The organism is Streptomyces sp. NPDC059816 (genome assembly GCF_042732055.1).
Classification (GTDB): Bacteria; Actinomycetota; Actinomycetes; order Streptomycetales; family Streptomycetaceae; genus Streptomyces.
The window spans coordinates 504,892-528,500 of the sequence record NZ_JBHWIQ010000001.1 but is presented as its reverse complement, the minus strand read 5'-3'; the positions used below and the strand labels follow the sequence as shown (position 1 = coordinate 528,500).

At 70.1% G+C, this 23,609-nt stretch carries 20 protein-coding genes and 1 pseudogene; 12 read left to right on the top strand and 9 right to left on the bottom strand.

The window, feature by feature from the left end:
* The first annotated feature begins 20 nt into the window (after positions 1 to 20).
* The 6 genes from hisC (at position 21) to ACFV88_RS02490 (ending at position 10,731) form a co-directional block, all read left to right on the top strand.
* Complete coding sequence (gene hisC, locus ACFV88_RS02515) at positions 21 to 1,100, top strand: histidinol-phosphate transaminase (RefSeq protein ID WP_385485110.1); 1,080 nt, start codon at positions 21 to 23, stop codon at positions 1,098 to 1,100.
* A 281-nt stretch (positions 1,101 to 1,381) separates the two neighbouring features.
* A complete protein-coding gene (locus tag ACFV88_RS02510) occupies positions 1,382 to 2,890 on the top strand; it encodes a cytochrome ubiquinol oxidase subunit I (protein WP_385485108.1) in 1,509 nt (502 codons plus the stop codon).
* Positions 2,891 to 2,918: 28 nt separating this feature from the next.
* On the top strand, positions 2,919 to 3,923 hold the full coding sequence (cydB, locus tag ACFV88_RS02505) for a cytochrome d ubiquinol oxidase subunit II (RefSeq protein ID WP_385485106.1): 1,005 nt from the start codon (positions 2,919 to 2,921) through the stop codon (positions 3,921 to 3,923).
* A 93-nt stretch (positions 3,924 to 4,016) separates the two neighbouring features.
* A complete protein-coding gene (cydD, locus tag ACFV88_RS02500) occupies positions 4,017 to 7,718 on the top strand; it encodes a thiol reductant ABC exporter subunit CydD (protein WP_385485104.1) in 3,702 nt (1,233 codons plus the stop codon).
* Between the two features lie 117 nt (positions 7,719 to 7,835).
* Positions 7,836 to 9,512: a GAF domain-containing sensor histidine kinase gene (locus tag ACFV88_RS02495; RefSeq protein ID WP_385485102.1), complete on the top strand. Its 1,677-nt coding sequence runs from the start codon at positions 7,836 to 7,838 to the stop codon at positions 9,510 to 9,512.
* A 139-nt stretch (positions 9,513 to 9,651) separates the two neighbouring features.
* Entirely contained in the window at positions 9,652 to 10,731 is a 1,080-nt protein-coding gene (locus tag ACFV88_RS02490; protein WP_385485100.1) for a peptidoglycan DD-metalloendopeptidase family protein, read from the top strand.
* A 29-nt stretch (positions 10,732 to 10,760) separates the two neighbouring features.
* Here the strand turns inward: ACFV88_RS02490 and ACFV88_RS02485 are convergent, their stop codons facing one another.
* Positions 10,761 to 11,657, bottom strand: a complete 897-nt coding sequence (locus ACFV88_RS02485) for a Cof-type HAD-IIB family hydrolase (RefSeq protein WP_385485098.1) — start codon at positions 11,655 to 11,657, stop codon at positions 10,761 to 10,763.
* 255 nt (positions 11,658 to 11,912) lie between these two features.
* Between ACFV88_RS02485 and ACFV88_RS02480 the strand changes: the two genes are divergently transcribed.
* Entirely contained in the window at positions 11,913 to 12,158 is a 246-nt protein-coding gene (locus tag ACFV88_RS02480; RefSeq protein WP_385485096.1) for an LLM class flavin-dependent oxidoreductase, read from the top strand.
* Between the two features lie 45 nt (positions 12,159 to 12,203).
* Here the strand turns inward: ACFV88_RS02480 and ACFV88_RS02475 are convergent, their stop codons facing one another.
* Positions 12,204 to 13,229: a hypothetical protein gene (locus tag ACFV88_RS02475; protein WP_385485094.1), complete on the bottom strand. Its 1,026-nt coding sequence runs from the start codon at positions 13,227 to 13,229 to the stop codon at positions 12,204 to 12,206.
* 165 nt (positions 13,230 to 13,394) lie between these two features.
* On the opposite strand from ACFV88_RS02475, the gene ACFV88_RS02470 reads away from it, so the two are divergent.
* Complete coding sequence (locus tag ACFV88_RS02470; RefSeq protein ID WP_385485092.1) at positions 13,395 to 13,808, top strand: hypothetical protein; 414 nt, start codon at positions 13,395 to 13,397, stop codon at positions 13,806 to 13,808.
* A 63-nt stretch (positions 13,809 to 13,871) separates the two neighbouring features.
* On the opposite strand, the gene ACFV88_RS02465 is transcribed toward ACFV88_RS02470, so the two are convergent.
* The 3 genes from ACFV88_RS02465 to ACFV88_RS02455 form a co-directional block, all read right to left on the bottom strand.
* On the bottom strand, positions 13,872 to 14,774 hold the full coding sequence (locus ACFV88_RS02465) for an LLM class flavin-dependent oxidoreductase (RefSeq protein WP_385485090.1): 903 nt from the start codon (positions 14,772 to 14,774) through the stop codon (positions 13,872 to 13,874).
* A 107-nt stretch (positions 14,775 to 14,881) separates the two neighbouring features.
* A complete protein-coding gene (locus tag ACFV88_RS02460; RefSeq protein ID WP_385485088.1) occupies positions 14,882 to 15,361 on the bottom strand; it encodes an NUDIX domain-containing protein in 480 nt (159 codons plus the stop codon).
* Positions 15,362 to 15,451: 90 nt separating this feature from the next.
* Complete coding sequence (locus ACFV88_RS02455; protein WP_385485086.1) at positions 15,452 to 16,369, bottom strand: FkbM family methyltransferase; 918 nt, start codon at positions 16,367 to 16,369, stop codon at positions 15,452 to 15,454.
* 100 nt (positions 16,370 to 16,469) lie between these two features.
* On the opposite strand from ACFV88_RS02455, the gene ACFV88_RS02450 reads away from it, so the two are divergent.
* The gene (locus ACFV88_RS02450) at positions 16,470 to 16,970 is read left to right on the top strand and encodes an AAA family ATPase (protein ID WP_385485084.1); all 501 of its coding nucleotides are present in this window, start codon (positions 16,470 to 16,472) and stop codon (positions 16,968 to 16,970) included.
* Here ACFV88_RS02450 and ACFV88_RS02445 read toward each other — a convergent pair.
* The 4 genes from ACFV88_RS02445 to ACFV88_RS02430 are packed head-to-tail and all read right to left on the bottom strand — an operon-like array spanning position 16,928 to position 20,908.
* Positions 16,928 to 17,824 (bottom strand): hypothetical protein, encoded by an 897-nt coding sequence (locus ACFV88_RS02445; protein WP_385485083.1) that lies wholly within the window; start codon positions 17,822 to 17,824, stop codon positions 16,928 to 16,930. The two genes, ACFV88_RS02450 and ACFV88_RS02445, sit on opposite strands and share 43 nt — an antisense overlap.
* Complete coding sequence (locus tag ACFV88_RS02440) at positions 17,821 to 19,056, bottom strand: hypothetical protein (RefSeq protein WP_385485081.1); 1,236 nt, start codon at positions 19,054 to 19,056, stop codon at positions 17,821 to 17,823. The genes ACFV88_RS02445 and ACFV88_RS02440 overlap by 4 nt, the downstream gene beginning before the upstream one ends.
* Positions 19,053 to 19,757 carry a hypothetical protein gene (locus ACFV88_RS02435; protein ID WP_385485079.1) on the bottom strand — a complete coding sequence of 235 codons (705 nt, stop codon included), beginning with the start codon at positions 19,755 to 19,757 and terminating at the stop codon, positions 19,053 to 19,055. The genes ACFV88_RS02440 and ACFV88_RS02435 overlap by 4 nt, the downstream gene beginning before the upstream one ends.
* Positions 19,754 to 20,908 carry a glycosyltransferase family 1 protein gene (locus ACFV88_RS02430; protein WP_385485077.1) on the bottom strand — a complete coding sequence of 385 codons (1,155 nt, stop codon included), beginning with the start codon at positions 20,906 to 20,908 and terminating at the stop codon, positions 19,754 to 19,756. Before ACFV88_RS02430 ends, ACFV88_RS02435 begins: the two co-directional genes overlap by 4 nt.
* A gap of 143 nt (positions 20,909 to 21,051) precedes the next feature.
* On the opposite strand from ACFV88_RS02430, the gene ACFV88_RS02425 reads away from it, so the two are divergent.
* The 3 genes and pseudogenes from ACFV88_RS02425 to ACFV88_RS02415 all read left to right on the top strand — a co-directional run.
* On the top strand, positions 21,052 to 22,023 hold the full coding sequence (locus tag ACFV88_RS02425) for a multiprotein-bridging factor 1 family protein (protein ID WP_385485075.1): 972 nt from the start codon (positions 21,052 to 21,054) through the stop codon (positions 22,021 to 22,023).
* On the top strand, positions 22,020 to 22,589 hold the full coding sequence (locus ACFV88_RS02420) for a peptide deformylase (RefSeq protein ID WP_385485073.1): 570 nt from the start codon (positions 22,020 to 22,022) through the stop codon (positions 22,587 to 22,589). Before ACFV88_RS02425 ends, ACFV88_RS02420 begins: the two co-directional genes overlap by 4 nt.
* 172 nt (positions 22,590 to 22,761) lie before the next feature.
* Positions 22,762 to 23,454: pseudogene (locus ACFV88_RS02415) on the top strand (LLM class flavin-dependent oxidoreductase); the annotation flags it as partial.
* Positions 23,455 to 23,609 lie beyond the last annotated feature (155 nt).

Sequence of the window (23,609 nt, the reverse complement as noted above, 5' to 3'; positions counted from 1 at the left end):
GAGTCGCGAGGAGTTGCGTGGTGAGCGTGCAGAGTCCCAGGCTTCGGGCCGAGCTGGCGGGGGTCCCCGCCTACACGCCCGGCAAGCCCGCGGCGGCCGGCGGCCCGGTGGCCTACAAGCTGTCGTCGAACGAGAACCCGTACCCCCCGCTCCCGGGCGTGATGGAGCGGGTGGTCGCGGCGGCCGGAACGTTCAACCGGTACCCGGACATGGCGTGTACGGAGCTCATGGCCGAGCTGGCCGACCGGTTCGGCGTCCCGGTGGGCCACCTGGCGACCGGCACCGGTTCGGTCGGGGTCGCCCAGCAGCTGCTCCAGGCGACGGCGGGGCCGGGCGACGAGGTGATCTACGCCTGGCGGTCCTTCGAGGCGTACCCGATCATCACGCAGATCAGCGGGGCGACCTCGGTGCGGGTGCCGCTGACCTCGGGGGAGGTGCACGACTTGGACGCGATGGCCGCGGCGATCACCGAGCGGACCCGGCTGATCTTCGTCTGCAACCCCAACAACCCCACGGGGACGGTGGTGCGGCGGGCCGAGCTGGAGCGTTTCCTCGACCGGGTGCCCGACGACGTGCTGGTGGTGCTGGACGAGGCGTACCGGGAGTTCATCCGCGACCCTCAGGTGCCGGACGGCGTCCAGCTCTACCGGGACCGCCCCAATGTGTGCGTGCTGCGGACCTTCTCCAAGGCGTACGGACTGGCGGGCCTGCGGGTCGGGTTCGCGGTGGCCCACGAGCCGGTCGCCGCGGCCCTGCGCAAGACGGCGGTCCCCTTCGGGGTGAGTCAGCTCGCGCAGGACGCCGCGGTGGCCTCCCTGCGCGCGGAGGACGAGTTGCTGGGCCGGGTGGGTTCGCTGGTGGCCGAGCGGACCCGGGTGCAGGCCGCGTTGGGCGAGCAGGGGTGGACGGTGCCGGAGTCCCAGGCGAACTTCGTCTGGTTGCGGCTCGGAGACCGTACGGGTGACTTCGCCGCGGCATGTGAGCGCGCAGGGGTGGTCGTCCGGCCGTTCGCGGGGGAGGGCGTGCGGGTCTCCATCGGTGAGACCGAGGCGAACGACCTCTTCCTGCATGCCGCCGAGGCGTTCCGCAAGGAGCTGTGATCACCGCCATGTAGCCGTACGGGGCTCCTGGCATGGAAGGCCCCCGGGCACCGAGACCTTCGGTTCCGGGGGTCTTCTGCTGTCTGCCCCTGGGTTCAATGGGGTACCTGGTGGTCATTCCCTCCCGTAAGGGGGCCCCCGGGTGCAAGGGGCGGAGATGTGTAGGACATAATGCTTGTGAATGTGAACGCGTTCACAAGCGCGCCTGAATGGTCCCGTTATGCCGGAGATCAAAGGGGCAAAACTGCCGCTGTGAACACGGCACGTAAGGAGAAGGAGACGTGGACCTCGCTCTAGCGCCGGAAACCCTGTCGCGATGGCAGTTCGGCATCACAACCGTCTACCACTTTCTGTTCGTCCCTCTGACGATCTCCCTGGCGGCCCTGACCGCCGGACTGCAGACGGCGTGGGTGCGTACGGGGAAGGAGAAGTACCTCCGGGCGACCAAGTTCTGGGGCAAGCTCTTCCTGATCAACATTGCCATGGGTGTCGTGACCGGCATCGTGCAGGAGTTCCAGTTCGGGATGAACTGGTCTGACTACTCCCGCTTCGTCGGTGACATCTTCGGGGCGCCACTCGCGTTCGAGGCGCTCATCGCCTTCTTCTTCGAGTCGACGTTCATCGGGCTGTGGATCTTCGGCTGGGACAAACTGCCGAAGAAGCTGCACCTCGCGACCATCTGGATGGTGGCGATCGGCACCATCCTGTCCGCCTACTTCATCCTCGCTGCGAACTCCTGGATGCAGCACCCGGTCGGCTACCGGATCAACGAGGTCGCCGGGCGGGCCGAGCTCACCGACTTCTGGGCGGTCCTGAGCCAGAACACCACCCTCACCCAGGTCGCCCACACCCTGACGGCGGCCTTCCTCACCGGTGGCGCGTTCATGGTCGGCGTGTCGGCGATCCACCTGGTCCGCAAGAAGCACATCCCCGTGATGAAGGTCTCGCTGCGGCTCGGGCTGGTCACGGTCGCCATCGCCGGAATGCTCACCGCGCTGAGCGGTGACCGGCTCGCCAAGGTGATGTTCGACCAGCAGCCGATGAAGATGGCCGCGGCCGAAGCCCTCTGGGACGGCCAGAAGGCGGCACCCTTCTCCCTCTTCGCCTACGGGGACGTGGACAAGGGCCACAACACCGTCGCCATCGAGATCCCCGGGATACTGTCCTTCCTCGCCGAGGACGACTTCGACCACTTCGTGCCCGGCATCAACGACGTCAACGCCGCCGAGCAGCAGAAGTACGGACCCGGCGACTACCGGCCCAACATCCCCGTCGCCTTCTGGTCGTTCCGCTGGATGATCGGCTTCGGCATGGCCTCCTTCGGCATCGGCCTGCTCGGACTGTGGCTGACCCGGAAGAAGTTCCTGCTGCCCCCGCACATGAGGGTCGGCGAGGACGAGATGCCGAATCTCGTGCTCTTCCGGAACAAGGCGCTCCATGCGAAGTGGGCCCGTGGGTACTGGCTGTTGGCCGCCTGGACCCTGGCCTTCCCGCTGATCGCCAACTCCTGGGGCTGGATCTTCACCGAGATGGGCCGTCAGCCCTGGGTGGTGTACGGCGTGCTCCAGACCCGCGACGCGGTCTCCCCCGGTGTCAGCCAGGGCGAGGTGATCACCTCGATGGTCGTCTTCACCCTGCTGTACGCCGTCCTCGCCGTCATCGAGGTCAAGCTGCTCGCCAAGTACATCAAGGCCGGCCCGCCCGAACTGACCGAGGCCGACCTCAATCCGCCGACCAAGATCGGCGGCAATGACCGCGACCCCGACCGGCCGATGGCCTTCTCCTACTGACGGCCTACTCACGGAAAGGAGCTGAATCGTGCAACTCCACGATGTCTGGTTCGTCCTCATCGCGGTCCTGTGGATCGGCTACTTCTTCCTGGAGGGCTTCGACTTCGGTGTCGGTGTCCTGACCAAGCTGCTCGCCCGCAACCGACCCGAGAAGCGGGTCCTGATCAATACGATCGGCCCGGTCTGGGACGGCAACGAGGTGTGGCTGCTCAGTGCGGGCGGTGCCACCTTCGCCGCCTTCCCCGAGTGGTACGCCACCCTCTTCTCCGGGTTCTACCTCCCCCTGCTGCTGATCCTCGTGTGTCTGATCGTGCGGGGAGTCGCCTTCGAGTACCGCGCCAAGCGACCCGAGGAGAACTGGCAGCGCAACTGGGAGAACGCGATCTTCTGGTGCTCCCTGCTCCCCGCGTTCCTCTGGGGAGTCGCCTTCGCCAACATCGTGCGGGGCGTGAAGATCGACCAGAACAAGGAGTACGTGGGCAACGTCCTCGACCTGCTCAACGGCTACGCGCTGCTGGGGGGCCTGGTCACCCTGACCCTCTTCACCTTCCACGGAGCCGTGTTCGTCGCGCTGAAGACCGTGGGCGACATCCGGGTCCGGGCGCGCAAGCTGGCCACCCAGGTCGGTCTGTTGACGGCGGTGCTCGCCCTGGGGTTCCTGATCTGGACCCAGCTCGACAAGGGTGACGGCGGCAGTCTGGTCGCCATGATCGTGGCCGTCGCCGCGCTGGTCGCCGCCCTCGGCGCCAACCTGGCCGGACGGGAGGGATGGTCGTTCGCCTTCTCCGGCATCACGATCATCGCCGCCGTGTCGATGCTCTTCCTGACGCTCTTCCCGAACGTCATGCCGTCCTCGCTCGACCCGGCCTGGAACCTCACGGTCACCAATGCCTCGTCGACGCCCTACACCCTCAAGATCATGACCTGGTGTGCGGGGATCGCGACCCCGGTGGTGCTCCTCTACCAGGGCTGGACGTACTGGGTGTTCCGCAAGCGGATCGGTACGCAGCACATCGCGGACCCCGTGCACTGATGTCCCGGGGCGGGACCCGCACCCGAGTCCCGCCCCACCGCGCTTCCCCGGGTGTGTTTCACGTGAAACACCCCTGAACCGACCCCCGAGGGTGTGTTTCACGTGAAACCGATCGACCCGCGACTGCTCCGATACACCCGCGCCACTCGAGGCTTCCTCGTTGCTGTGGTGGTCCTGGGCCTGATCGGGGCGGGGCTGGTCATCGCTCAGGCCATGCTGATCGCGGAGGCCGTGGTCGGTGCCTTCCAACACGGGCTGTCCGTGGGGGAACTCTCCACTCCGCTGCTCCTGTTGCTGGCCGTGACCGCGGGCAGGTCCGTCGTCTCCTGGCTCACCGAACTCGCCGCCCACCGGGCCAGTGCAGCGGTGAAGTCGGAACTGCGCGGGCGTCTGTTGGAGCGGGCGGGCGCCCTGGGGCCGGGCTGGCTGAGCGGACAGCGCACGGGCTCGCTGGTCGCCCTCGCCACCCGGGGCATCGACGCCCTGGACGACTACTTCTCCCGCTATCTGCCGCAGTTGGGTCTCGCGGTCGTCGTTCCGGTCGCGGTGCTGGTCCGGATCGTCACCGAGGACTGGGTCTCGGCCGCCATCATCGCGGGCACCCTGCCGCTCATCCCGATCTTCATGATCCTCATCGGCTGGGCGACCCAGGCGCGCATGGACCGCCAGTGGCGGATGCTCTCCCGGCTGTCCGGGCACTTCCTCGACGTCGTCGCCGGGCTGCCCACCCTCAAGGTGTTCGGCCGGGCCAAGGCCCAGGCCGAGTCGATCCGCACGATCACGGGCGACTACCGCCTGGCCACCATGCGGACCCTAAGGATCGCGTTCCTGTCCTCGTTCGCCCTGGAACTGCTGGCGACCCTGTCCGTCGCCCTGGTCGCCGTCACCATCGGCATGCGTCTGGTGCACGGCGGTCTCGACCTCTACACCGGTCTGGTCATCCTGATCCTGGCGCCCGAGGCGTATCTGCCGGTTCGCCAGGTGGGAGCCCAGTACCACGCCGCCGCGGAAGGGCTGGCCGCCGCCGAAGAGGTCTTCGAGGTCCTGGAGACCGAGGTGCGCGCGGCCGGAACCGGTGCGGTCCCCGTCGCGTCCGAAGGGCTGGAACTCCGCTTCGACGCGGTGACCGTGCGCCATCCGGAGCGATCGGTGGACGCGGTGTCCCGGGTGTCCTTCGCCGTGGCGCCCGGCGAGACGGTGGCCCTGGTCGGGCCCAGCGGCGCCGGGAAGTCGACGCTGGTCGCCGCTGCGCTCGGTTTCGTACGGCCCCGGGACGGTCGGGTGCTCGTCGGGGGCGCCGACCTCGCCGGCGTCGACCGGGACTCCTGGCACCGACAGGTCGCCTGGGTGCCGCAGCGCCCCCACCTGTTCGCCGGCTCCCTCGCCGAGAACGTGCGCCTCGCCCGCCCCGAAGCGGACGACACCGCGCTACGCGCCGCCCTGCGGGACGCCGGGGCCCTGGAGTTCGTGGACGCGCTGCCCGCAGGGGTGGACACCCCGCTGGGCGAGGACGGAGCAGGACTCTCCGCCGGCCAGCGACAACGACTCGCCCTGGCCCGGGCGTTCCTCGCCGACCGCCCCGTACTACTCCTCGACGAGCCGACGGCCGCGCTGGACGGGGAGACCGAAGCCGGGATCGTCGACGCGGTACGACGCCTGTCGGTGGGCCGCACCGTCCTGCTGGTGGTGCACCGCCCCGCCCTGCTCGCCGTCGCGGACCGCGTAGTGACCCTTCCGCTGCCCGAGCAGGACGCCCCCGCACACCTTGCGCAGTCGGCTGCGGACGGCCAGGACACCTCGTCCACCGGCGCGGGCATCGCCGCCGACCACGGGGCCCGGCAACGTCCCACCGGAGTGGACCTGCTCGCCGATCTCACCGACGGCGGGACCGCCTTCGGCGACGAACTGTTCCAGCCGGCGCGGGACCGTCAGGAGCCGCTGGTCCCGGCGCAGGGCGGTGCGGTGCCCGGGGACACGGGACGCGTCGACGCCCGGGAACGCGGGGCCGGCCACGGGAAGACCGCCGGCGCGTCGGGTACGAGGGCCGTGCTCGCCCGGGTACGGGACATGGCCGGGCCGCGACGGGGACGGCTCGCCCTCGCGCTGCTCTTCGGGAGCCTCGCCCTGGGCAGTGCCGTCGGACTGATGGCGACGTCCGGGTACCTGATCTCCCGCGCCTCCGAACAACCGCCCGTGCTCTACCTGATGACCGCCGTCACCGCGACCCGCACCTTCGGCATCGGACGGGCCTGCTTCCGCTACGCCGAACGGCTCGTCTCGCACGAAGCGGTGTTGCGGATGCTGGCCGACACCCGGGTGGCGGTCTACCGGCGCCTGGAACGGCTGGCACCGGCAGGGTTGCGCAAGACCCGCCGCGGTGACCTGCTCTCCCGGCTCGTCGCGGACGTGGACGCACTCCAGGACTACTGGTTGCGCTGGCTGCTCCCGGCCGCCGCCGCCCTCGTCGTGTCGCTGGGGGCCGTCGGCTTCACCGCCTGGATGCTGCCCGAGGCGGGCGCCGTGCTCGCGGTGGGGCTGCTCGCCGCGGGGGCGGGAGTGCCCCTGCTGTCGGGCGCCGTCGCCAGGCGGGCCGAACGACGACTCGCCCCGGCGCGCGGTGCGCTCGCCACCCGGGTCGCCGATCTGCTCACCGGAACCGCCGAACTGACCGTCGCGGGCGCCCTGGGCGACCGCACCGACCGGGCGAAGCAGGCCGACTCGGTACTGACCCGGATCGCCTCCCGCGCGGCGAAGGCGACCGCGCTCGGAGACGGACTGACCACACTGATCACCGGGGTCACCGTCACCGCGACCGCGTGGGTCGCCGTGCAGGGCGTCGCCGACGGACGCCTGAGCGGGGTCGCCACCGCCGTGGTGGTGCTCACTCCGCTGGCCGCCTTCGAGGCGGTCATGGGCCTGCCGCTGGCCGTCCAGTACCGCCAGCGGGTGCGCAAGAGCGCCGAGCGGGTCCATGAGGTGCTGGACGCTCCGGTGCCGGTACGGGAACCCGCCGTGCCGGAGGCCGCACCCGACTCCCCCTTCCCCCTGCGGCTGGACGGGGTCCGCGCCCGGTACGAGGGCCAGTCGGACGATGCGCTCGACGGGGTCGACCTGGTGCTCACCGAAGGACGCCGGGTCGCCGTCGTCGGGGTCTCCGGCTCGGGGAAGACGACCCTCGCGCAGGTGCTCGCACGGTTCCTGGACCCGGTGCCGGGGGTGGGGACGTACACCCTCGGCGGGGTGGACGCCGGTGCGCTGGACGGGGACACCGTGCGACGGTTCGTGGGGCTCTGCGCGCAGGACGCGCACCTCTTCGACAGCTCGGTACGGGAGAACCTGTTGCTGGCCCGCCGCGGGGCGGGAGAGGCCCGGCTGCGGGAGGTACTGGGCCGGGTGCGCATGCTCGACTGGGTCGACTCGCTGCCGAACGGTCTGGACACCCTCGTGGGTGAGCACGGCGCGCGGCTGTCCGGCGGCCAGCGGCAGCGGCTCGTCCTCGCCCGGGCGCTGCTCGCGGACTTCCCGGTACTGGTGCTGGACGAGCCCGCCGAGCACCTCGACCTGGCGACGGCCGACGCACTGACCTCGGACCTCCTGGCGGCCACCGCGGGGAGCACGACCCTGCTGATCACCCATCGGCTGGCCGGGTTGGACGCGGTGGACGAGGTGGTCGTGCTGGACGCCGGCCGGGTCGTCCAGCGGGGCCCCTTCCGGGAACTGGTCGACGCGGAAGGACCGTTGGCCCGGATGAGGGAACGCGAGCGCGCGGTGGACCTGCTGGCCGCGAGGGTCTGAGCCCGTGCGGCCGGGCGGCACTGCCCGGGTGGGATCGTTGCGGTGACCGTACGCCCACCCGGGCGCCACGGAGGGGGTCGGGTTTCGGGGGGTACAGGGGGTTATTAGGCTTTGGGCATGGCTGGGAAGCAGGACGGTGGCGGGTCGTTGCGGATGTCCGGCGAGCTGGCGGCCCGGGTGCCGCAGTTGCTGGACGCGATGCGGTCGGTCGGTACCGGGCTGGAGCTGCACTCGACGCTCGACCGGATCTGCGAGACGGCCGCCGAGCTGGCGCAGGCGCGGTACGCGGCGATCGGCGTGGTCGCCGAGGACGGCGACGGGCTCTCCGACTTCGTCTTCCACGGGATCGACGAGGCGACCGCGGACCGCATCGGGCGGCTGCCGGACGGCCACCGCGGGCTGCTGGGCGCCCTGATCCACCACCCCGAGCCGGTGCGGCTGGCGGACCTCGCCGCCGACCCGCGCTCCTGCGGGTTCCCGCCGCACCACCCGCCGATGCGCAGCTTCCTCGGCGTGCCCATCCGGGTGCAGGGCGAGATCTTCGGCAACCTCTACCTGACGGAGAAGCGGGGCGGCGCCGAGTTCGACGACGACGACCTCAGCATCGTCCGGGTGCTCGCGACGGAGGCGGGCATCGCCATCGGCAACGCCCGGCTCTACGGGGCCGCCCGTCAGCGGGAGCGCTGGATCGACGGCTCCGTCGCGGTCACCACCGCCCTGCTGTCGGGCGGCGACGCCGATGACGCGCTCCAGGTCGTCGCCGAGCAGGCCCGCCAACTGTCCGACTCGGCCGCGGGGATCGTCCTGCTGCCCGCCGAGGAGGGCGGGCTGGAGATCGTCGCCGTGGCCCCGGAGGGACGGCACGGGGCCCTCGGAGTGGTCATCCCGCCGGAGAGTCAGATCGCCGCGCTGCTGCTCGCGGGCGAGACCGTCTTCCTGGAGGACGCGGCCACCGACCCCCGGGTGCTCAGCGAACTCGTCCGCGGCTACGGACCGGCGATGCTGCTGCCCCTCCAGAGCGAAGGACGGGTCCTCGGCACGCTGGTCACCCTGCGGGAACGGGGCGCCCGAACCTTCACCGAGGCGGAACGCACCCTCGCCGGCCAGTTCGCGGCCCAGGCCGCCCTGGCGCTGAAGATGGCCGAGGCCCAACGCGACCGGGAACGCCTCGCGGTCTTCGAGGACCGCGACCGGATCGCCCGGGACCTCCACGACCTGGTGATCCAACGGCTGTTCGCGACCGGGATGATGCTGGAGAGCGCCCAGCGCAAGTCCGGAAACCCGGCGGTCCAGCAGGGCGTGGGCAAGGCCGTCGACGAACTCGACGTGACGATCCAGGAGATCCGCACGGCGATCTTCGCCCTTCAGCAGGGGCCGGCCGAGGCGCCCTCCGGACTGCGCACCCGGGTCCTGCGGGAGATCAACACCGCGGCGGTCCCCCTCGGCTTCAAGCCCTCGCACCGGTTCGTCGGACCCGTGGACACCATGGTGGGCGAGCTGACCGGCAAGAACCTCATCGCGGCGCTGCGGGAGGCCCTGTCGAACGCGTTCCGGCACGCGGAGGCCGCCCGGATCGACGTGGTCGTCGATTCCACGGTGACCCTTCCCGACGGAGTGGCCGGGGTCCGGCTCACGGTGGCGGACGACGGGGTTGGCATCCCCCAGGGCGGTCGGCGCAGCGGTCTGCGGAACCTCAAGCGTCGCGCCGAGTCCCTGGGCGGCGACAGTTGGTACGGACCCGGCATCGGTGAGGACGGCGGGGGCACCGGCGTGGTCTGGCAGGCGCCGCACTGACGGGGGAGTGCCCGGGGCGGCCCCGTTCGGTGCGGTCGCCCTGTTCGGCGGTATCCGGCTGATCCGTACGGACCACCTCGTCCCCCGTGCGTACGATCAGTGCGCGCCGGCGCCGCCGAGTCGCGTAACGATCCGTCACATGCCCTTCTCCTCCCGACGCCGCCCCTTCTTCGTCCCGGCCGTGATGTGCGTGCTGCTCGGCCTCGCCGTCCCCCACGTCAGTGCGTACGACGACACGTACCCGCCCGGACTCCCCGACGGCCTCGGTGAGTCCGGGCGGGGGGCCGGCGCCGAGGTCGCGCGGCTCTACGAGGAGGCGGCCGAGGCGGCCCGCTCCCACGAGGCCGGACAGCGAGAGGCCGCAGCGCAGCGGCAGAAGGCGGAGCAGCTGGAACAGCGGCTCGCCCGGGAGCGGCGGGCCATCGAGGAGCTGCACGGGGATCTGGGCCGGATCGCCAGGGCCCAGTACCGGACCGGCGGCGAGGTCCCCTACACCGCACGGATGCTGCTCACCGACCGCCCGGAGGAGGTGTTGCAGGGGCAGCGGGCGGTGCGGCAGGCGGAACTGGCGGTGCGCCAGCAGATCGGCGAGAGCCGCACGGCGGAGCGACGGCTCGTTCGGGACGAGGCGGCGGCGTCCCGGGCGTGGCGGGCGCTGGCGAGCCGCAACGAACGGCTCGCCGAACTGAGGCGGGGCATCGAGCGCAAGCTCGAAGAGGCGCAGTGGCGGCTGCGGAGCGAGGCCGAGCGGTCAGTGGCCGCGGGACGGTGCCCGGGAGCGGTCCGGCTGTCCCCGGACGGGCCCCCGACGACCCGTACCTGGGTCGCCCCGCTCACGGGGTACGAGCTGTCTGCGGGGTTCGGCGGGACGGGGCAGCGTTGGGCCAGCCGGCACACCGGACAGGACTTCGCGGTGCCGGAGGGGACGCCGGTGCGGGCGGTCGGCGAGGGCCGGGTGGCGGCCGTGTCCTGCGGGGGCGCGTTCGGCATCGCCGTCGTGGTGGCGCACCCGGGCGGTTACTACACGCAGTACGCGCACCTGTCCTCGGCGGCGGTCGAGCAGGGCGAGCAGGTACGGGCGGGCCAGTGGATCGGCCTGTCGGGGACGACGGGGAACTCGACGGGTCCGCATCTGCACTTCGAGGTGCGGCTGACCCCGCAGCTCGGTTCCGGAGTCGATCCGGTGCCCTGGCTCGCCCGGCGGGGCGTCGAGCTGTGAGCCGACCGGGCGGCGGGCGGCGGCTGTGATCAGTCCGTTCGGCGCGCGGTGAGGAGGCGTTCGATGACGAGGGCGACGCCGTCCTCGTTGTTGCCGGTGGTCCGTCCCGAGGCGGCGGCCAGGACGTCGGGGTGGGCGTTGCCCATGGCGTACGAGGTGCCCGCCCAGTTGAGCATCTCGACGTCGTTGGGCATGTCGCCGAAGGCCATGACCTCGGCGGGGGAGATGCCGCGCTCGGTACAGCACAGTTCCAGGGTGCTGGCCTTGGAGACGCCGGGGCCGCTGATCTCCAGCAGGGCGGTGGGGCTCGACCGGGTGACGTTGGCCCGCTCCCCCACGACGGCGCGGGCGAGGCCGAGGAACGCATCGGGCGCGAGGTCCGGGTGGTGGGCGAGCAGCTTGAGCACCGGCCCGGCGGCGACGGTCGACCCCGCAGTGAGCAGCTTCTCGGCCGGGGCGACGCTCTCCCCGATGTCGAACGAGAGCGGCGGGTAGGCCGGCTCGTGGTGCAGGCCGCCGGTGCGCTCGATGGCGAAGGCCGTGTCGGGGGCCGCCTCCCGCAGGGTGCGCACCACCTGGAGGGCGGTGTCGGCGGCCAGCTCGCGGACCTTGAGGAAACGGGGGTTGACCGCTCCCCCGTGCAGGTCCACGACGGCGGCGCCGTTGCCGCAGATGGCGATGCCGTGGCCGTGTAGATGGGCACTCACGACGTCCATCCAGCGGGCCGGGCGTCCGGTCACGAAGAAGACCTCGATGCCCGCCTCCTCGGCGGCGGCGAGGGCGGCGACCGTGCGGGGGGAGACGGACTTGTCGTCCCGCAGCAGGGTTCCGTCCAGGTCCGTCGCGATCAGCCGGGGCGGGAGGGCGGAGGTGGCGGTCGTCCACGGCCGCGGGGATGCTGACGTCACCCCGTCATTCTCGCGCATATGCCAGCACGTGTGTGTGAGGGTCCGCACATGTGAGTGATTATCGACGCCGGCGCCCGTGTGTACTGGGGTCGCGGGGGCTGTGGGGCGTGGTGGGCTCGTGGGGTCGGACCGCGGGCGGACCGCGGGCGGTGTCGGGCGCCCGGGTGTGCTGGGGTCGGTGCGCTGCGCGGTCTGTGCGCTGCTGGACGGGCCGCGCCGGGCGCCGGTGGGCTTCGTGCCTCGGCGGACCTCGTGGGACGTAGGGTCGAGGCCATGCGACTGAGTACGGTGATCCTTCCCGTCCACCGGTGGAGCGAGGGGCAGCAGACCTGGCGGCGGGCCGAGGAGCTCGGCTTCCACACCGCGTACACCTACGACCACCTGTCGTGGCGGACCTTCCGGGACGGGCCGTGGTTCGGCACCGTCCCGACGCTGACCGCCGCCGCCACCGCGACCACCCGGCTGCGCCTGGGCACCCTCGTGACCTCAGTCAAGCCTTTCTCACCTTTCGGGGTGTGACCTGCGGCAATGCCGTCTTTCGGCACGCAAGGGACCGTCCTGTAGCTACTGAGGTGGCTTGACAAGGAACGCGGCTCTTGGGTCGAACCCAGGAGCGCTTTCCAGAGTCGGCAGATCGCTGCTTGGCAGGCCGGCGACCTCGATAGCTACTCGCCCAAATTCGTGGGCGGCTTGGATCGACTGGCCGTTGGCAACGGCGGCGTAGAAGCAAGCGGCGTACTTGAGCGCCTCCTTGTCGGGGATTTCATCTGCCATCCCGATTGCGAAAGGCACCAACTCGGTCAGACGCTTGATGTGGGCAGCGGAGTGACACGAGTTCAGAACGACAAGCACGGGCGGTTCATCGGGAGCCGCGATGGCCATGGCGAAGGCTTCGGCGGACACCTCTACCCCTCCGTGTAGTTCGTCGCGATCCTCCTCGAACACGAGCAGGTCCGCTTCACTGTGCCCCGAGAAGTGCACCACGTGGGGTCGGAACTTGGTCAGCCCATCAAGGAGATGCTCCGTCGTTGCGGCCGGGTGCACGTCCAGCTCTACGAGGTCGCGGTGCAGCGCTCTCTCCACGCCGCTCCGGATCTCTGCCTGTTCACGGTTGACGCGGAGGTCCCCCGCTGGCGCGGCACCCAACATCAGTACCCGCAGTTTCTCCGGCTTCGGTGCCCTCAGCTCCTTGAGCACGGTTTCCACTTGTTGTTCTGTCGTACCCAGGCGACTGTCAATTGCTCTGTGTGCGGCCTCTGAACGGTGCGCGGCTGCTTTTCTCTCTGCGTCCTCCGCCTTCGCCAGTCTCGCCTGCAGGGCAGCTACCTCCTTGCCGAGCTTTGCCGATCTGGCGCTCCATGAAGCAACCTGGTGGGCAGCGGCGTCAGCCTGGCTATCATGTCTGCTGGCTTCACGGAGCTTACTCTTGGCCGTGCTGGCGCTCCTAGTTCTCGCTGCTGCGGCCCGCGACTTCGTGGCAGCGGCACGCTTGTCGGCCTCTTTGCGGCGGTACTCGCCGACCTTCTTGTCCGCGTCAGCACGGGCCTTGTTCTTGCGCTCCAGTTGACTGCGGTAGGAGCTCGCCTGCATGTTCGTAGCCTCTCGACGTTGCCTAGGGCCACGTTACGGGGGACCACTGACATCGCTGCCCCTTCTGGCGACGGTCAACTTGAACCTTAGTCGGGGCCCATCGAGGTTCACGGGGTTTCGAGTGGACTCTTGACTAATTGAAGGCAACCTGAGGAGGATTTAGCTATGAACGACAGAAACGCATCGCGAACCACCCGGATCACGTATCAGGGGCCGCCGGCTCTTGCCAGAGTTCTCGCGCAGATGCTCAGAGAAGAGGGGCAATGTGAGGTTGACTACCGGCCACCACAGGAGACACGCGATGCATTGGGTGCTGCGGGTCTAACTGTCGCTACGGTTCAGTTTCTCGTGCAGACAACCGGAGCAGATGACCGCATCAAAGAAGTGGTGAATAAATTCCTTCAGCGCTTCCGTAGAGCGCAGCCACAGGTTCAGGTTGATGAACAATCGAAAGTCGGTGAAGTCGCAGGTGGCATCTCTGATGAAATCGCCAAGCTGGCATCACTTCACGTCGCCGGCCACTTGACCGATCAGGAATTTTCCGAAGCCAAGGCGCGCGTTCTTCGGGATAATCGCTGAGATGTTGGTGTGATCCGCCACATACTTACCCAGAAGAGCTGGTGAATCGCTTAAAAAAGTACGTCATCCCAGCTGCCTAACCGCCTCCGTGGAGATTCTTTCAAAGACGGCATCGTTCGTGGCGAAGTCGGAGTCCGCAATCGGCCAGTGGATCACGATCTCGGTGAAGCCGAGGTCGCGGTGGCGGCCGGCAAAGTCGACGAAGGCATCCACCGACTCCAGCGGGCGGTTCCGGTCCGGGGTGAAGCCGTGGAGCAGGACCTTGTTGAGGTTGGTCGTGTCCCGTCCGAACTCCGCGCACGCCTTGCCGAGCTTCTCCACCTGGCCCCGCAGCGCCTTCACCGACTGCTCGGGGGTGCCCTCGTCGTACAGCTTCGGGTCGCCGGTCGTCACCCACGCCTGCCCGTACTGTGCGGCCAGCCGCATCCCGCGCGGACCGGTCGCCGCCACCGCGAACGGCAGCCGGGGCCGCTGTACGCACCCGGGGACGTTGCGGTACTCCGATGCCGAGTACCAGGTGCCCTCGGCGTCCACCTCCCGCTCGGTGAGTAGCCGGTCCAGCAGCGGCAGGAACTCCCCGAACCGGTCCGCCCGGTCCTTCGGCGTCCACGCCTCCTGGCCGAGCGCGGTGGCGTCGAAACCGTTGCCGCCGGCACCGATGCCGAGGGTAACCCGACCGCCGGAGATGTCGTCGAGCGACATCAGCTCCTTGGCGAGCGTCACTGGGTGCCTGAAATTAGGCGACGTGACGAGGGTGCCGAGGCGCAGGCGATCCGTGGCCGTGGCGGCGGCGGTGAGGGTGGGGATGGCGCCAAACCAGGGGCCGTCGCGGAAGGTCCGCCAGGAGAGGTGGTCGTATGTGTACGCGGTGTGGAAGCCGAGCTCCTCGGCGCGCTGCCACTTCGCGCGACCTCCCTCGTGCCAGCGGTCGACAGGAAGAATCACGGTGCTCAGGCGCAGGCTCATGCCGGTGAGCCTACGTCGAGCGCGGCCTTGGCCGTGGCCCGACGAAGGCGAGTCCCTACTGATCAGGCATGGTGCCATGTGTCGGGCAGACCGCCCTGGGAGCCCGCTCACTTTGCGGTGGCGGTCGGCCATCCGTAGCGGGAAAAGGACGGGCCGCCGTCCCTGTACGCAGCAAGGGCTTGTGCGGCGGTCGGGAACGCGGGCTCGGGGAGGCGTTCGGCCGCGAGCCACTGGACTGCCAGGTGTTTGTCCGGTTCGGCGTTGGTCAGTTCGCCGGTCCATGTGTCGGTGGTGAAGGCGAAGAGCACGAACTGCCCTGCTTGGTCCCAGCCCTGCTCGACGTGGACAACGTGGACGAGTATGAGGTCGGCCGGGTCGACGAGCAGGCCGGTCTCCTCCTTGAGCTCGCGGGCGGCGGCTTCGTCGAGGGGTTCGCCGGGTTCGGCCTTGCCGCCGGGGAGGGTCCAGACCGGTTGCGGGGACCAGTTGCGGGCCCCATAGAGCAGGGATGCGACCGTGTCGGTGTCCTTGTCGTGGACGATCACGCAGACCGCATTGCGACTGTTCATCACGCTGTTGCTGATCACCGTGTCCACTTCTCGTAGATGCGCTCGAAGACTTCGGGGACTTGCGGGCGTCTGGGGCCAACGACCGCCTTCGACGCGTGCGGGCGCTGTTCAGCGCCCAGATGCGAGGTGGTCCGCATCAATGCGCGAGAACACCAGGTCGGTCATCTCCTCGGGGACCGTGACGCATCGAATGGGCGGTTGCGGTCGGTGCATGGCCCGCGGGTAGCTGGCCGGGTCGTAGTCGTTGGTGAGCGTGTACGCGTGGAAGCCGTGCCCGCGCAGGGTGTCGATGATGTCGGTGGCGCTCTCGCCCTGCCTGGCCAGCAGCCTGGGGGTGACTTCCATGACGAGTTCCGCGTCGTCGCGCAGCTGCGAGAGCGCGGGCAGCAGCCCTCGGATGGCTGCTGCCTCGGCACCTTCAACGTCGATCTTGATGATCCGGGTGGTGGCGAGCTCGGCTCTGCTGACCAGATCGGCCAGGGGCGCGGTCGGCACGTCGAAGGCAGTGTGGACGTGGCGGGGCCGGACGACGGTGGTGTGACCGAGGTTGGCGGGGTCCTCCAGGTACAGGGTCAGAATGCCGTGGGTGTCGGAGGCGGCGGAACGGACGGCCCGGATGTTGGCGCGTTGGTTGGCGGTGGCGGCGGCAGTCAGGTCGTCGTGGAACTGCGGGGAGGGCTCGATAGCGACGACTCGGCCGTGGGGGCCGACGGCGTGGGAGGCCAGAAGGCTGAAGGGGCCGCGGTGGGCTCCGACGTCGATGAAGGTGTCCCCAGGGCGGAGCCGGTCGCGCAGGAAGGCGCTCAGGCTCGGCTCCCACTCGCCGAACAGGTACTGGTAGCGCTGGATGACGTCGCTGGTGGTGACGGTGACCATGTCGCCGGATCGCAGTCTGACGGTGGTGCGGACGGGGCGGGTGCGCAGGTGTTCGTCCAGGAAGCTGCCGACGAGCCGGGCCTTGCCCACGGTGCCGGGGGCGTAGCGGACGTAGGCCCGCAGCGTGCGGGCGATTGCGGAGACGGACACGGCGGCTCCTTCGGGTGGTGGTGCTGAGGAATGGGGCCTTGGGCTGGTCGGCGGTGGCAGACTGGCCAAGGAACGCTGGTGGTGTTGAGGGGAGTTGGCAGTGGCCGAGCGCACTCCGGTGGTGTTCTTGTTGGTGGGGCTCACCGGTTCGGGGAAGACCACCTATGCCCAGCGGAAGCTGGAGCCCGAGGGTGCTGTGCGGCTGTCGGTGGACGAAGTGGTCTTCGAGCGGCACGGTCGGTACGGCGTGGCCTACCCGGAGAACACCTACTTCGAGAAGGAGGCCCCGGTCGTCGGCGAGCTGCACGAGCGGCTTGCCGAGCTGGTCGCCGAGGGCCGGGACGTGGTGTGGGACCACGGGCTGTGGCCGCGCAAGGACCGTGACGCGATGAAGGAGCTGGTGGAGTCAGCTGGCGCGCGGTGGCGGCTGCTGTACTTCCCGGTGGAACGGGACGAGCTGCTACGCAGGCTGGCAGAGCGCAACGACCGGGAGGACGCCAACGCGCTCGTCGTGACGCCGGAGGCCCTGGAGGACTTCTTCGCCCGCTTCGAGGCACCTCATGGCGAGGGCGAGGAGATCGTGGAGCCGGACTGGCTCTGAGGCGTGTGCGGGCGCCAGGTGGTGGCGATCTTGGCGGCTTCGGCGGCCCAACCGTCCGGCAGGCGATCGAGGGTGACGTGGCGGAAGGCCAGACGGGGATCGGCGACGTCGATGCGACCGTGGTGACGGTCGATGTGCTGCAACAAGCGGGACGCCTTGCTGCGGACGGCCGGGGTGTGCTCAGCCCACTCCCTGGAGGTGAACCGGTCGACCCGTCGGCGCAGATCGTCCAGGACGCCCGAGCGCCACTTGAAGTGGTGCACGCACGTGAGCCTGTCCGGGGCGGGCTTGTGGCCCGGAGCCTGGTGGTTTCCGGACGCCACGGTCACCGAGGAGTGGGCGAGGCCGATCTTGCGGGGGTCGCCCTTGAGAAGCCGGTGGGTGAGGTGTCCGTCGAGCGGGAAGGCGCGGTCCAGTCCGGTTTCGGGGCGCCACAGGGCCAAGCGGCCGTCGTTCGTGGCTCGGTCGAGCATCAGCCCGCCGATCACCTGCTGCTTGACAGCCTTGGCCTCGGCGATCATCTCGGCGAGCGGGGCGGGATGGGCCTGGAACTCGTCGGAGTCGGCGATCAGGTGCCAGCCGGTCCCCGCCTGCTCGCGCAACGAGTCACGGAGCTGGGTGTTGGTGTGCTCGTGCCACGGCCCGGTGCTGATCCGGACGGGGACGATGCCGAGGTCGCGACTGACCGCGAGAAGCTGGTTCTGCCAGGCGTCGTGGACGTGGTCGGGGAAGTGGAAGGCAAGGTGGAACCGCTCGACGCCGAGTCGGCGGTAAAGGGCGGTCCAGGCGGCTAGCAGGGCCGGTTCGACCGGGCCGACCACCGCTACCAGGGCCGGAGAGACGGGCGTCTTCATCGGCACTTCTTGGCCAGACGGGTGTAGGTGTCGGTGAGGAAGGCGGCCTGCTCGGCCGCCGAGTGCATGGCCAGGACTCCGCGCGCCGAAGGTTCCGGGCGGGTGGGCGCGTCGGTCGCGAGCTGGTCCAACATCATGGCGAGGGTGTTCGGATCGCCCGGAGGGAAGAGCCGGGCCCACGGCTCCCCGGTGAGCCGGGCGGTCAGCTCGGGGTCGTGTGCGGAGACGATCAACGGAACGGCGAGGCGTGCGGCGTCCATGACCAGTCCTGATTCCTTGCCCACGCCGGGCTTGCGGGCGACGAGGGCCGCGTCGGCGGCGGCGTAGACGAGCCGCAGGACCTGGTCGTCGACCGGACCGGCCACGGTGTGGAGCCGGACGTTGGGGAGCTGCTGCCAACGTGTCAGGACGGCGTCGTCCAGTGGGGTGCCGCACACCAGGACGTGCAGTGGGGTGGTGAGGCGGCCGAGGGCGGCGTCGATGGTGGGGATGTCCTTGTACGGCCACCAGCCGCCGACCACGCACACTGCTTTCGCGCCGGCGGGGATGGTGAAGGCGGTGCGGGCTCCGTCCCGCTCGGCGTCGGTCAGCGGACGGCCGTCATCGACCGCGAACGCCCGCACCTGGCCAGGAAGGTGAGGGAAGGCCGCCGCGGCCTGGTCGCGGACGGCGGTGGTCGGGTACAGCGCGATCACCTGCTTCTCGCCCCAGCGGGCGAGTTGGCCCAGCCACCAGATGGGACGGTCTTCGGTGGTGACCACCTCGTGGATGAACCGCAGGTGCGGGGTGCCACCGAGCAGGGCGGCCACGCCGTGCAGTGCCTCGCTCGCACTGAGGATCACCACTGCCGACGCCTGCCGGGTGAGACGGCGTGCGGTGCGAAGACAGGCGGCCTCGGTCATGCACCGGGCGAGAATGGTGACCTGGTGCGGGGCCCTGCGGACCACCTGTGGCCAGCGCGGAGAGGCGAAGACCCGCTGGCCGACTGCGGAGACCCGTGCTGCCGCCCGCGCGGCGGCCAGAAGAATCTTTGCCGCGGGCCCGGCAGGACCGACGGCGACCCGGGTACCGGCCCGCACCAGCGGGCCCAGGTTCTCGCTCAGGCCGCCCGGGGCGATGACGAGGCTGTCCGGTCGCGCGGCGGCGAGCGCCGCCAGAGTGCGCTGGTGGTGTCCGCCGATCCGGTGCGCGTACGGCTCGATCAGCACCAGCGGCTCGCGGGCGGTGTTCATCCAGTGACCGCCTGCTCGCCGTACAACGTGGTGAAGTTCCGGTGGAGCCAGGGCGGGTCATTGAGCGCCTCGAAGCGTTGGGGGTCGCGGGCTGCGGCGTTGGCGAAGCCGAGTCCGTCGCGGGCGCCGGCCGCCGCGTAGGCGGCGAATTCGCCGTCGCGGCTGGTCGTCCATGCGGCGATGCGTTCCTGGGCGGAGGCATCGGTCATGCCGTACTCGCTGCCGCGCGCGAGCATCGCGCACTCGCGGAAGCCCGCCTTCCAAGCGTGGAACGGACTCTGGTTGAACCGCGTGATCCCGGCGGGCTGGCGGCAGAACTCGACCCGACCGGGTAGCGCGGCCAGCACGTCGACGGCCTGGCCCATCTCCCTCAGCGCCGAACGGCGGATCAGCTTGAGCCCGCCGTAGCCGTAGGTCAGGCCGTTGACCGGATTGACCGCCTCCCAGACCCGCATCGCCACCCCGTCGGAAAGCGGCTCTACCGTGGCGGTGGGGAACTCGGGGTCGATGGCGAAGTCGCCGTCAGCGAGAAAGAACGTCTCGGAGTCGACCATCTCGGCGGTGAGCCGGTAGGCGCGTCGCATCCCACGGACTCCGTGAAGGCGCTTGACGGTGCCGCCCAGCACCCGGGCGAGGCGGTTGTGCAGGGAACCGGCCAGCGGTTCGTCGTAGGAGAGCTGGACGGCGTCGAAGCCGGTCACTTGATCGCCTTCAGGTAACGGGCGGCCACCACGGCGGGCGTGAGGTCCGCGGTGGAGGCGTACGCGCGCTTGGCGTGCACCAGGGAGAACTCGGCGTCCGTGGCGAGGCGCTCGGCGATCTGGACGGCCTGCTCATCGGTGTCGAACAGCAGCTCGTGGTCGATGTGCTCGGCCAGCCAGCCGATGCGGGGGCCGATCACGGGCAGGCCCATCGCCTGGCAGTCGATCACCGACATGGACCAGGGGCAGCCGGGACGGAAAGGGGCGATGCCGAAGTGGACGTCGGCCAGCAGGTTGCGGTAGCGGATGCGGTCACCGCGGTCGGAGGCGATGGTGACGCCGTCCGTGGTCGCCAACTCCTCCAAGTGTCGTTCGGGGCTGGGGTCGAGGCGGACGCGCTCGGGGCTGCGGGTGCCGAGCAGGTCCATCACCGTGAGCCGCACCGGGGCGTCGGCGACGAGGCGGCGGGCGAGCCTGGCGAAGCGGGCGGTGCCGTAGTGCCTGTACAGGCGGTGGTTGTAGAGGCCCGTGGCCCTGCCTTCGGGCGGGGTGATGTCGACCGGGTCGCGCACCAGCCGGGTGTCCCTGGGGGCGGGGACGATGTGCAGCTTGTTGCCGAGATCGACGCCGGTGCGGGCGGCTGCCGCGGCGGTCCAGGAGGCGGCGGTGGAGGAATGGACCAGGACGCGGTCGCAGGCCGCGAGGCCGGCGGCGAAGGTCAGCAGCACGCTGCGACCCAGACCCCGGTCGTTCATCGCGGGGTCCAGCTCCAGGGCACCGGTGTCGGTGAAGGAGAACGGCAGGTAGTGGCAGTAGCCGGCGATCAGCGCGTCCACTCCGGTTTCCAGGAGCGCGGCCCGGATCGCGGGGGTGGCCTCGACCTGGTTGGCCACCACCACCTCGGGCCGCCGGTCGCGGATCAGGGTGACCAGGGCGTCCATGCCCGGGTCGAAGCGGGCCCGGTACTTGGTGGACGGCGAGATGGTGGGCGCGAAGTGCACGCGGGCGTCACCGGTCGGGACCGGGGAGGCCATGGTCACCTCGGTTCCGGCATCGGTCAGGGCCGGGGCGAGCATGTCGGCGAAAACGAAGCCGGAGTCGGCGGACAGTTGGCTGGAGTTGGAGACGTTGAGCAGATACAGCACGCGCATTGCTGGGGACCCTCCTCGTTTGGGCCCGTGGTCGACCTGGGCCGGTGAAGGCAGGAAACTGGCGAACGAGACCGTGACAGAATGGTGAATCGAGATCACTCACGGTTCATTCATCTCATCCGACGGCCGGGGCGGGGGCTTTGATGGACGCGCGGGATGACGCCCTGACGGTCGAGCAGGCCGCCGAAGCGTTCGCGGCGGAGGTCGCCTACTGGCGTGAGGTGCGGGGTCTGGCCAAGCGGGAGTTAGCCAGAAGAATGGGCTTCGACCCGTCGTACGTGAGCCATGTCGAGTCGGGCCGTCACAAACCGACGGAGGATTTCGCCCGCCGTGCGGAGGAGGCCCTGAACGCGGGCAAGGCCATCTGGAAGCGCTGGCTGGACTACGAGACGGCCAAGGCCCCTTCGGCACCAGCGGCGGCCGTGTCGGCCTCCCGCAGGGCCGAGCAGCCGTACGCGACCGGCTCGGCGATCGTCGTCGAGCACGATGCGGCCCGTCTGGACTACGACGGCCGCCTCTACCGGCTCACGATGCGCCGGCTGCTGCGGAACACCGGCAGTGAGCCGATCACCCGCTACCTGATCCGCATCAGCGTCGACCGCTACCCGGGCGAGCCGGAACGGTCCAACGCCCACTACCGCGAGCACCCGCTGACCTGGGACGAACTCGCCCTGACCGCGACCTGTCGCGGTGAGGCGATGCGCTGGCAGGCCAAGCACGACCGCGACGCCTTCAAGGAGGTGTGGCTGCTGTTCGACAACGAACAGGGCCGCTTCCCCCTCTACCCGGGCGAGTCGGTGTGGATCGAGTACGCCTACTCGGTGGGCGACGAGAAGTGGGGCCGCTGGTTCCAGCGTGCCGTCCGCCTGCCCACCGAGCACCTGACGGTCGAACTCGCCTTTCCTGCCGACCTCGACCCCGTCGTGTGGGGCACCGAGACCTCCATGACCGCCGAGGCGGCGCCGCTGCGGACGGCCCCGGTCCAGCACGACGAGGGTGGGACGCGCGTCTTCTCCTGGAGCACGTCCAAACCCGCACTCCACACCCGGTACCGTCTGGAATGGCGGTTCCGGGCGCGACCCGAACGTCAAGCGGACCGAGGGGAGTTCAGGTGATCCAGGTGCGGCCCAGCGAGCAGATGCGCGGCCTCGGTGTCGTTCAGGACGGCGCGCCCGTCCTCGCCGAGCCTGCCCGCGCCTTCGACCTGTCGGCCGAGTGTGAGGCAGCCGAGCGCGTTATCGAGCAGTTGTTCTCCGCGATGGAGCGGATCGGGCAGGTCCACTCGTTTGCCAAGGGCATGGGCATCGCTGCTCCGCAGATCGGGGTCGCCCGGGCCGCCGCCGTGGTCCAGCCTCCCGACCCCGGCAGTCCCGCGATCGTCCTACTGAACCCCTGCATCACCGGCCGCTCCAGCGACGGGGACGAGCAGTATGAGGGCTGCCTGTCGTTCTTCGACGTCCGCGGCCTGGTCCCCCGGCCCCTGTGGATCACCGTGGAGACCACGACGCTGGAGGGCCAGCTGGTGACCACCACCTACGAACGCGGGCTCGCCAGGCTGGTCCATCACGAGATCGACCACCTCGACGGCCTGCTCTACACCGCACGGATGCGGACGGGTATCGCCCCCATCCCCGTCGAGGAGTACCGCCAGACCGGCCGAGCATGGGCATACGAGCAGTAGCAACTGAGCCGGGGCCCTGAGCTTGGGGAGGGTGAGGGCGGGGCGATCTTGCCGCCGGGGTGGAAGATCTGTTCGCCGCCCATGTGGAGATCGCCGGAGCGGCCAACGGCGTAGCCGAGGAGGTCGCCGGAAGGTCCGCAGCGGGGCATGGGAGCGAGGGTATGAGCAAGGCTTGACCTCGCCGAACTTCCGGCACCCGGTCCCCCTGGCCAAGGACCTCATGTCCCTGGACGACATCTCCGGGGGACGGATCACGCTGGGCGTCGGAGCCGGCGGCAACGGCTTCGACGCCGTCGTGTTGGGTCAGGAGCCGTGGACGCCCAGGGAGCGGGCCGACCGGTTCGCCGAGTTCGTGCCGCTCCTCGACCGGCTGCTCACCACCCCCTCCGTCAGCCATGAGGGCACGCACTACTCGGCTCAGGAGGCCCGCAACATCCCCGGGTGCGTCCAACGACCCCGGCTGCCGTTCGCCGTGGCCGCCACCGGCCCGCGGGGCATGGAGCTCGCGGCCCGGCACGGTCAGGCGTGGGTGACCACGGGAGACCCGAAGATCTTCGAGACGGGCACGCCCGCCGACTCCCGTGCTGCCATCGCGGAGCAGATCGAACGGCTGGGGAAGGCGTGCACGGACCTCGGCCGGGACAGCCGCGAGATGGACAAGGTGCTGCTCACCGGGTTCACCCCCGACCGGTCGACCCCGTTGGACTCGGTGGACGCGTTCGTGGACTTCGCGGGACGTCACCTGGACCTCGGGATCACCGAGATCGTGATCCACTGGCCGATTCCGGACACCGAGTTCGCCGCTGACCCCGCCGTGTTCGAGCGGATCGCCGTCGAGGCCCCGGACCAGCTCCGCTCCCGCTGACCGGGCGCGATCGGAGTCCGTCCCCGGCCGGCCCTTGGCCCCTGGCCCTCGGCCCTGAAGCCGGAGCCTGAAGCCGAGTCTTGAAGTCGAACCCTCCGAACGGCGGGGTGATCATCCCGCCGTAGGAGGTGCTGCGGCGTGTCGTCAGGGGCGTG

Coding starts and splice junctions, on each gene's coding strand:
- ACFV88_RS02495 (WP_385485102.1), top strand. CDS start 7,836: ATGGCTGGGAAGCAGGACGGTGGCGGGTCGTTGCGGATGTCCGGCGAG.
- ACFV88_RS02490 (WP_385485100.1), top strand. CDS start 9,652: ATGCCCTTCTCCTCCCGACGCCGCCCCTTCTTCGTCCCGGCCGTGATG.
- ACFV88_RS02485 (WP_385485098.1), bottom strand. CDS start 11,657: ATGCGCGAGAATGACGGGGTGACGTCAGCATCCCCGCGGCCGTGGACG.
- ACFV88_RS02480 (WP_385485096.1), top strand. CDS start 11,913: ATGCGACTGAGTACGGTGATCCTTCCCGTCCACCGGTGGAGCGAGGGG.
- ACFV88_RS02475 (WP_385485094.1), bottom strand. CDS start 13,229: ATGCAGGCGAGCTCCTACCGCAGTCAACTGGAGCGCAAGAACAAGGCC.
- ACFV88_RS02470 (WP_385485092.1), top strand. CDS start 13,395: ATGAACGACAGAAACGCATCGCGAACCACCCGGATCACGTATCAGGGG.
- ACFV88_RS02465 (WP_385485090.1), bottom strand. CDS start 14,774: ATGAGCCTGCGCCTGAGCACCGTGATTCTTCCTGTCGACCGCTGGCAC.
- ACFV88_RS02445 (WP_385485083.1), bottom strand. CDS start 17,824: ATGAAGACGCCCGTCTCTCCGGCCCTGGTAGCGGTGGTCGGCCCGGTC.
- ACFV88_RS02440 (WP_385485081.1), bottom strand. CDS start 19,056: ATGAACACCGCCCGCGAGCCGCTGGTGCTGATCGAGCCGTACGCGCAC.
- ACFV88_RS02430 (WP_385485077.1), bottom strand. CDS start 20,908: ATGCGCGTGCTGTATCTGCTCAACGTCTCCAACTCCAGCCAACTGTCC.
- ACFV88_RS02425 (WP_385485075.1), top strand. CDS start 21,052: ATGGACGCGCGGGATGACGCCCTGACGGTCGAGCAGGCCGCCGAAGCG.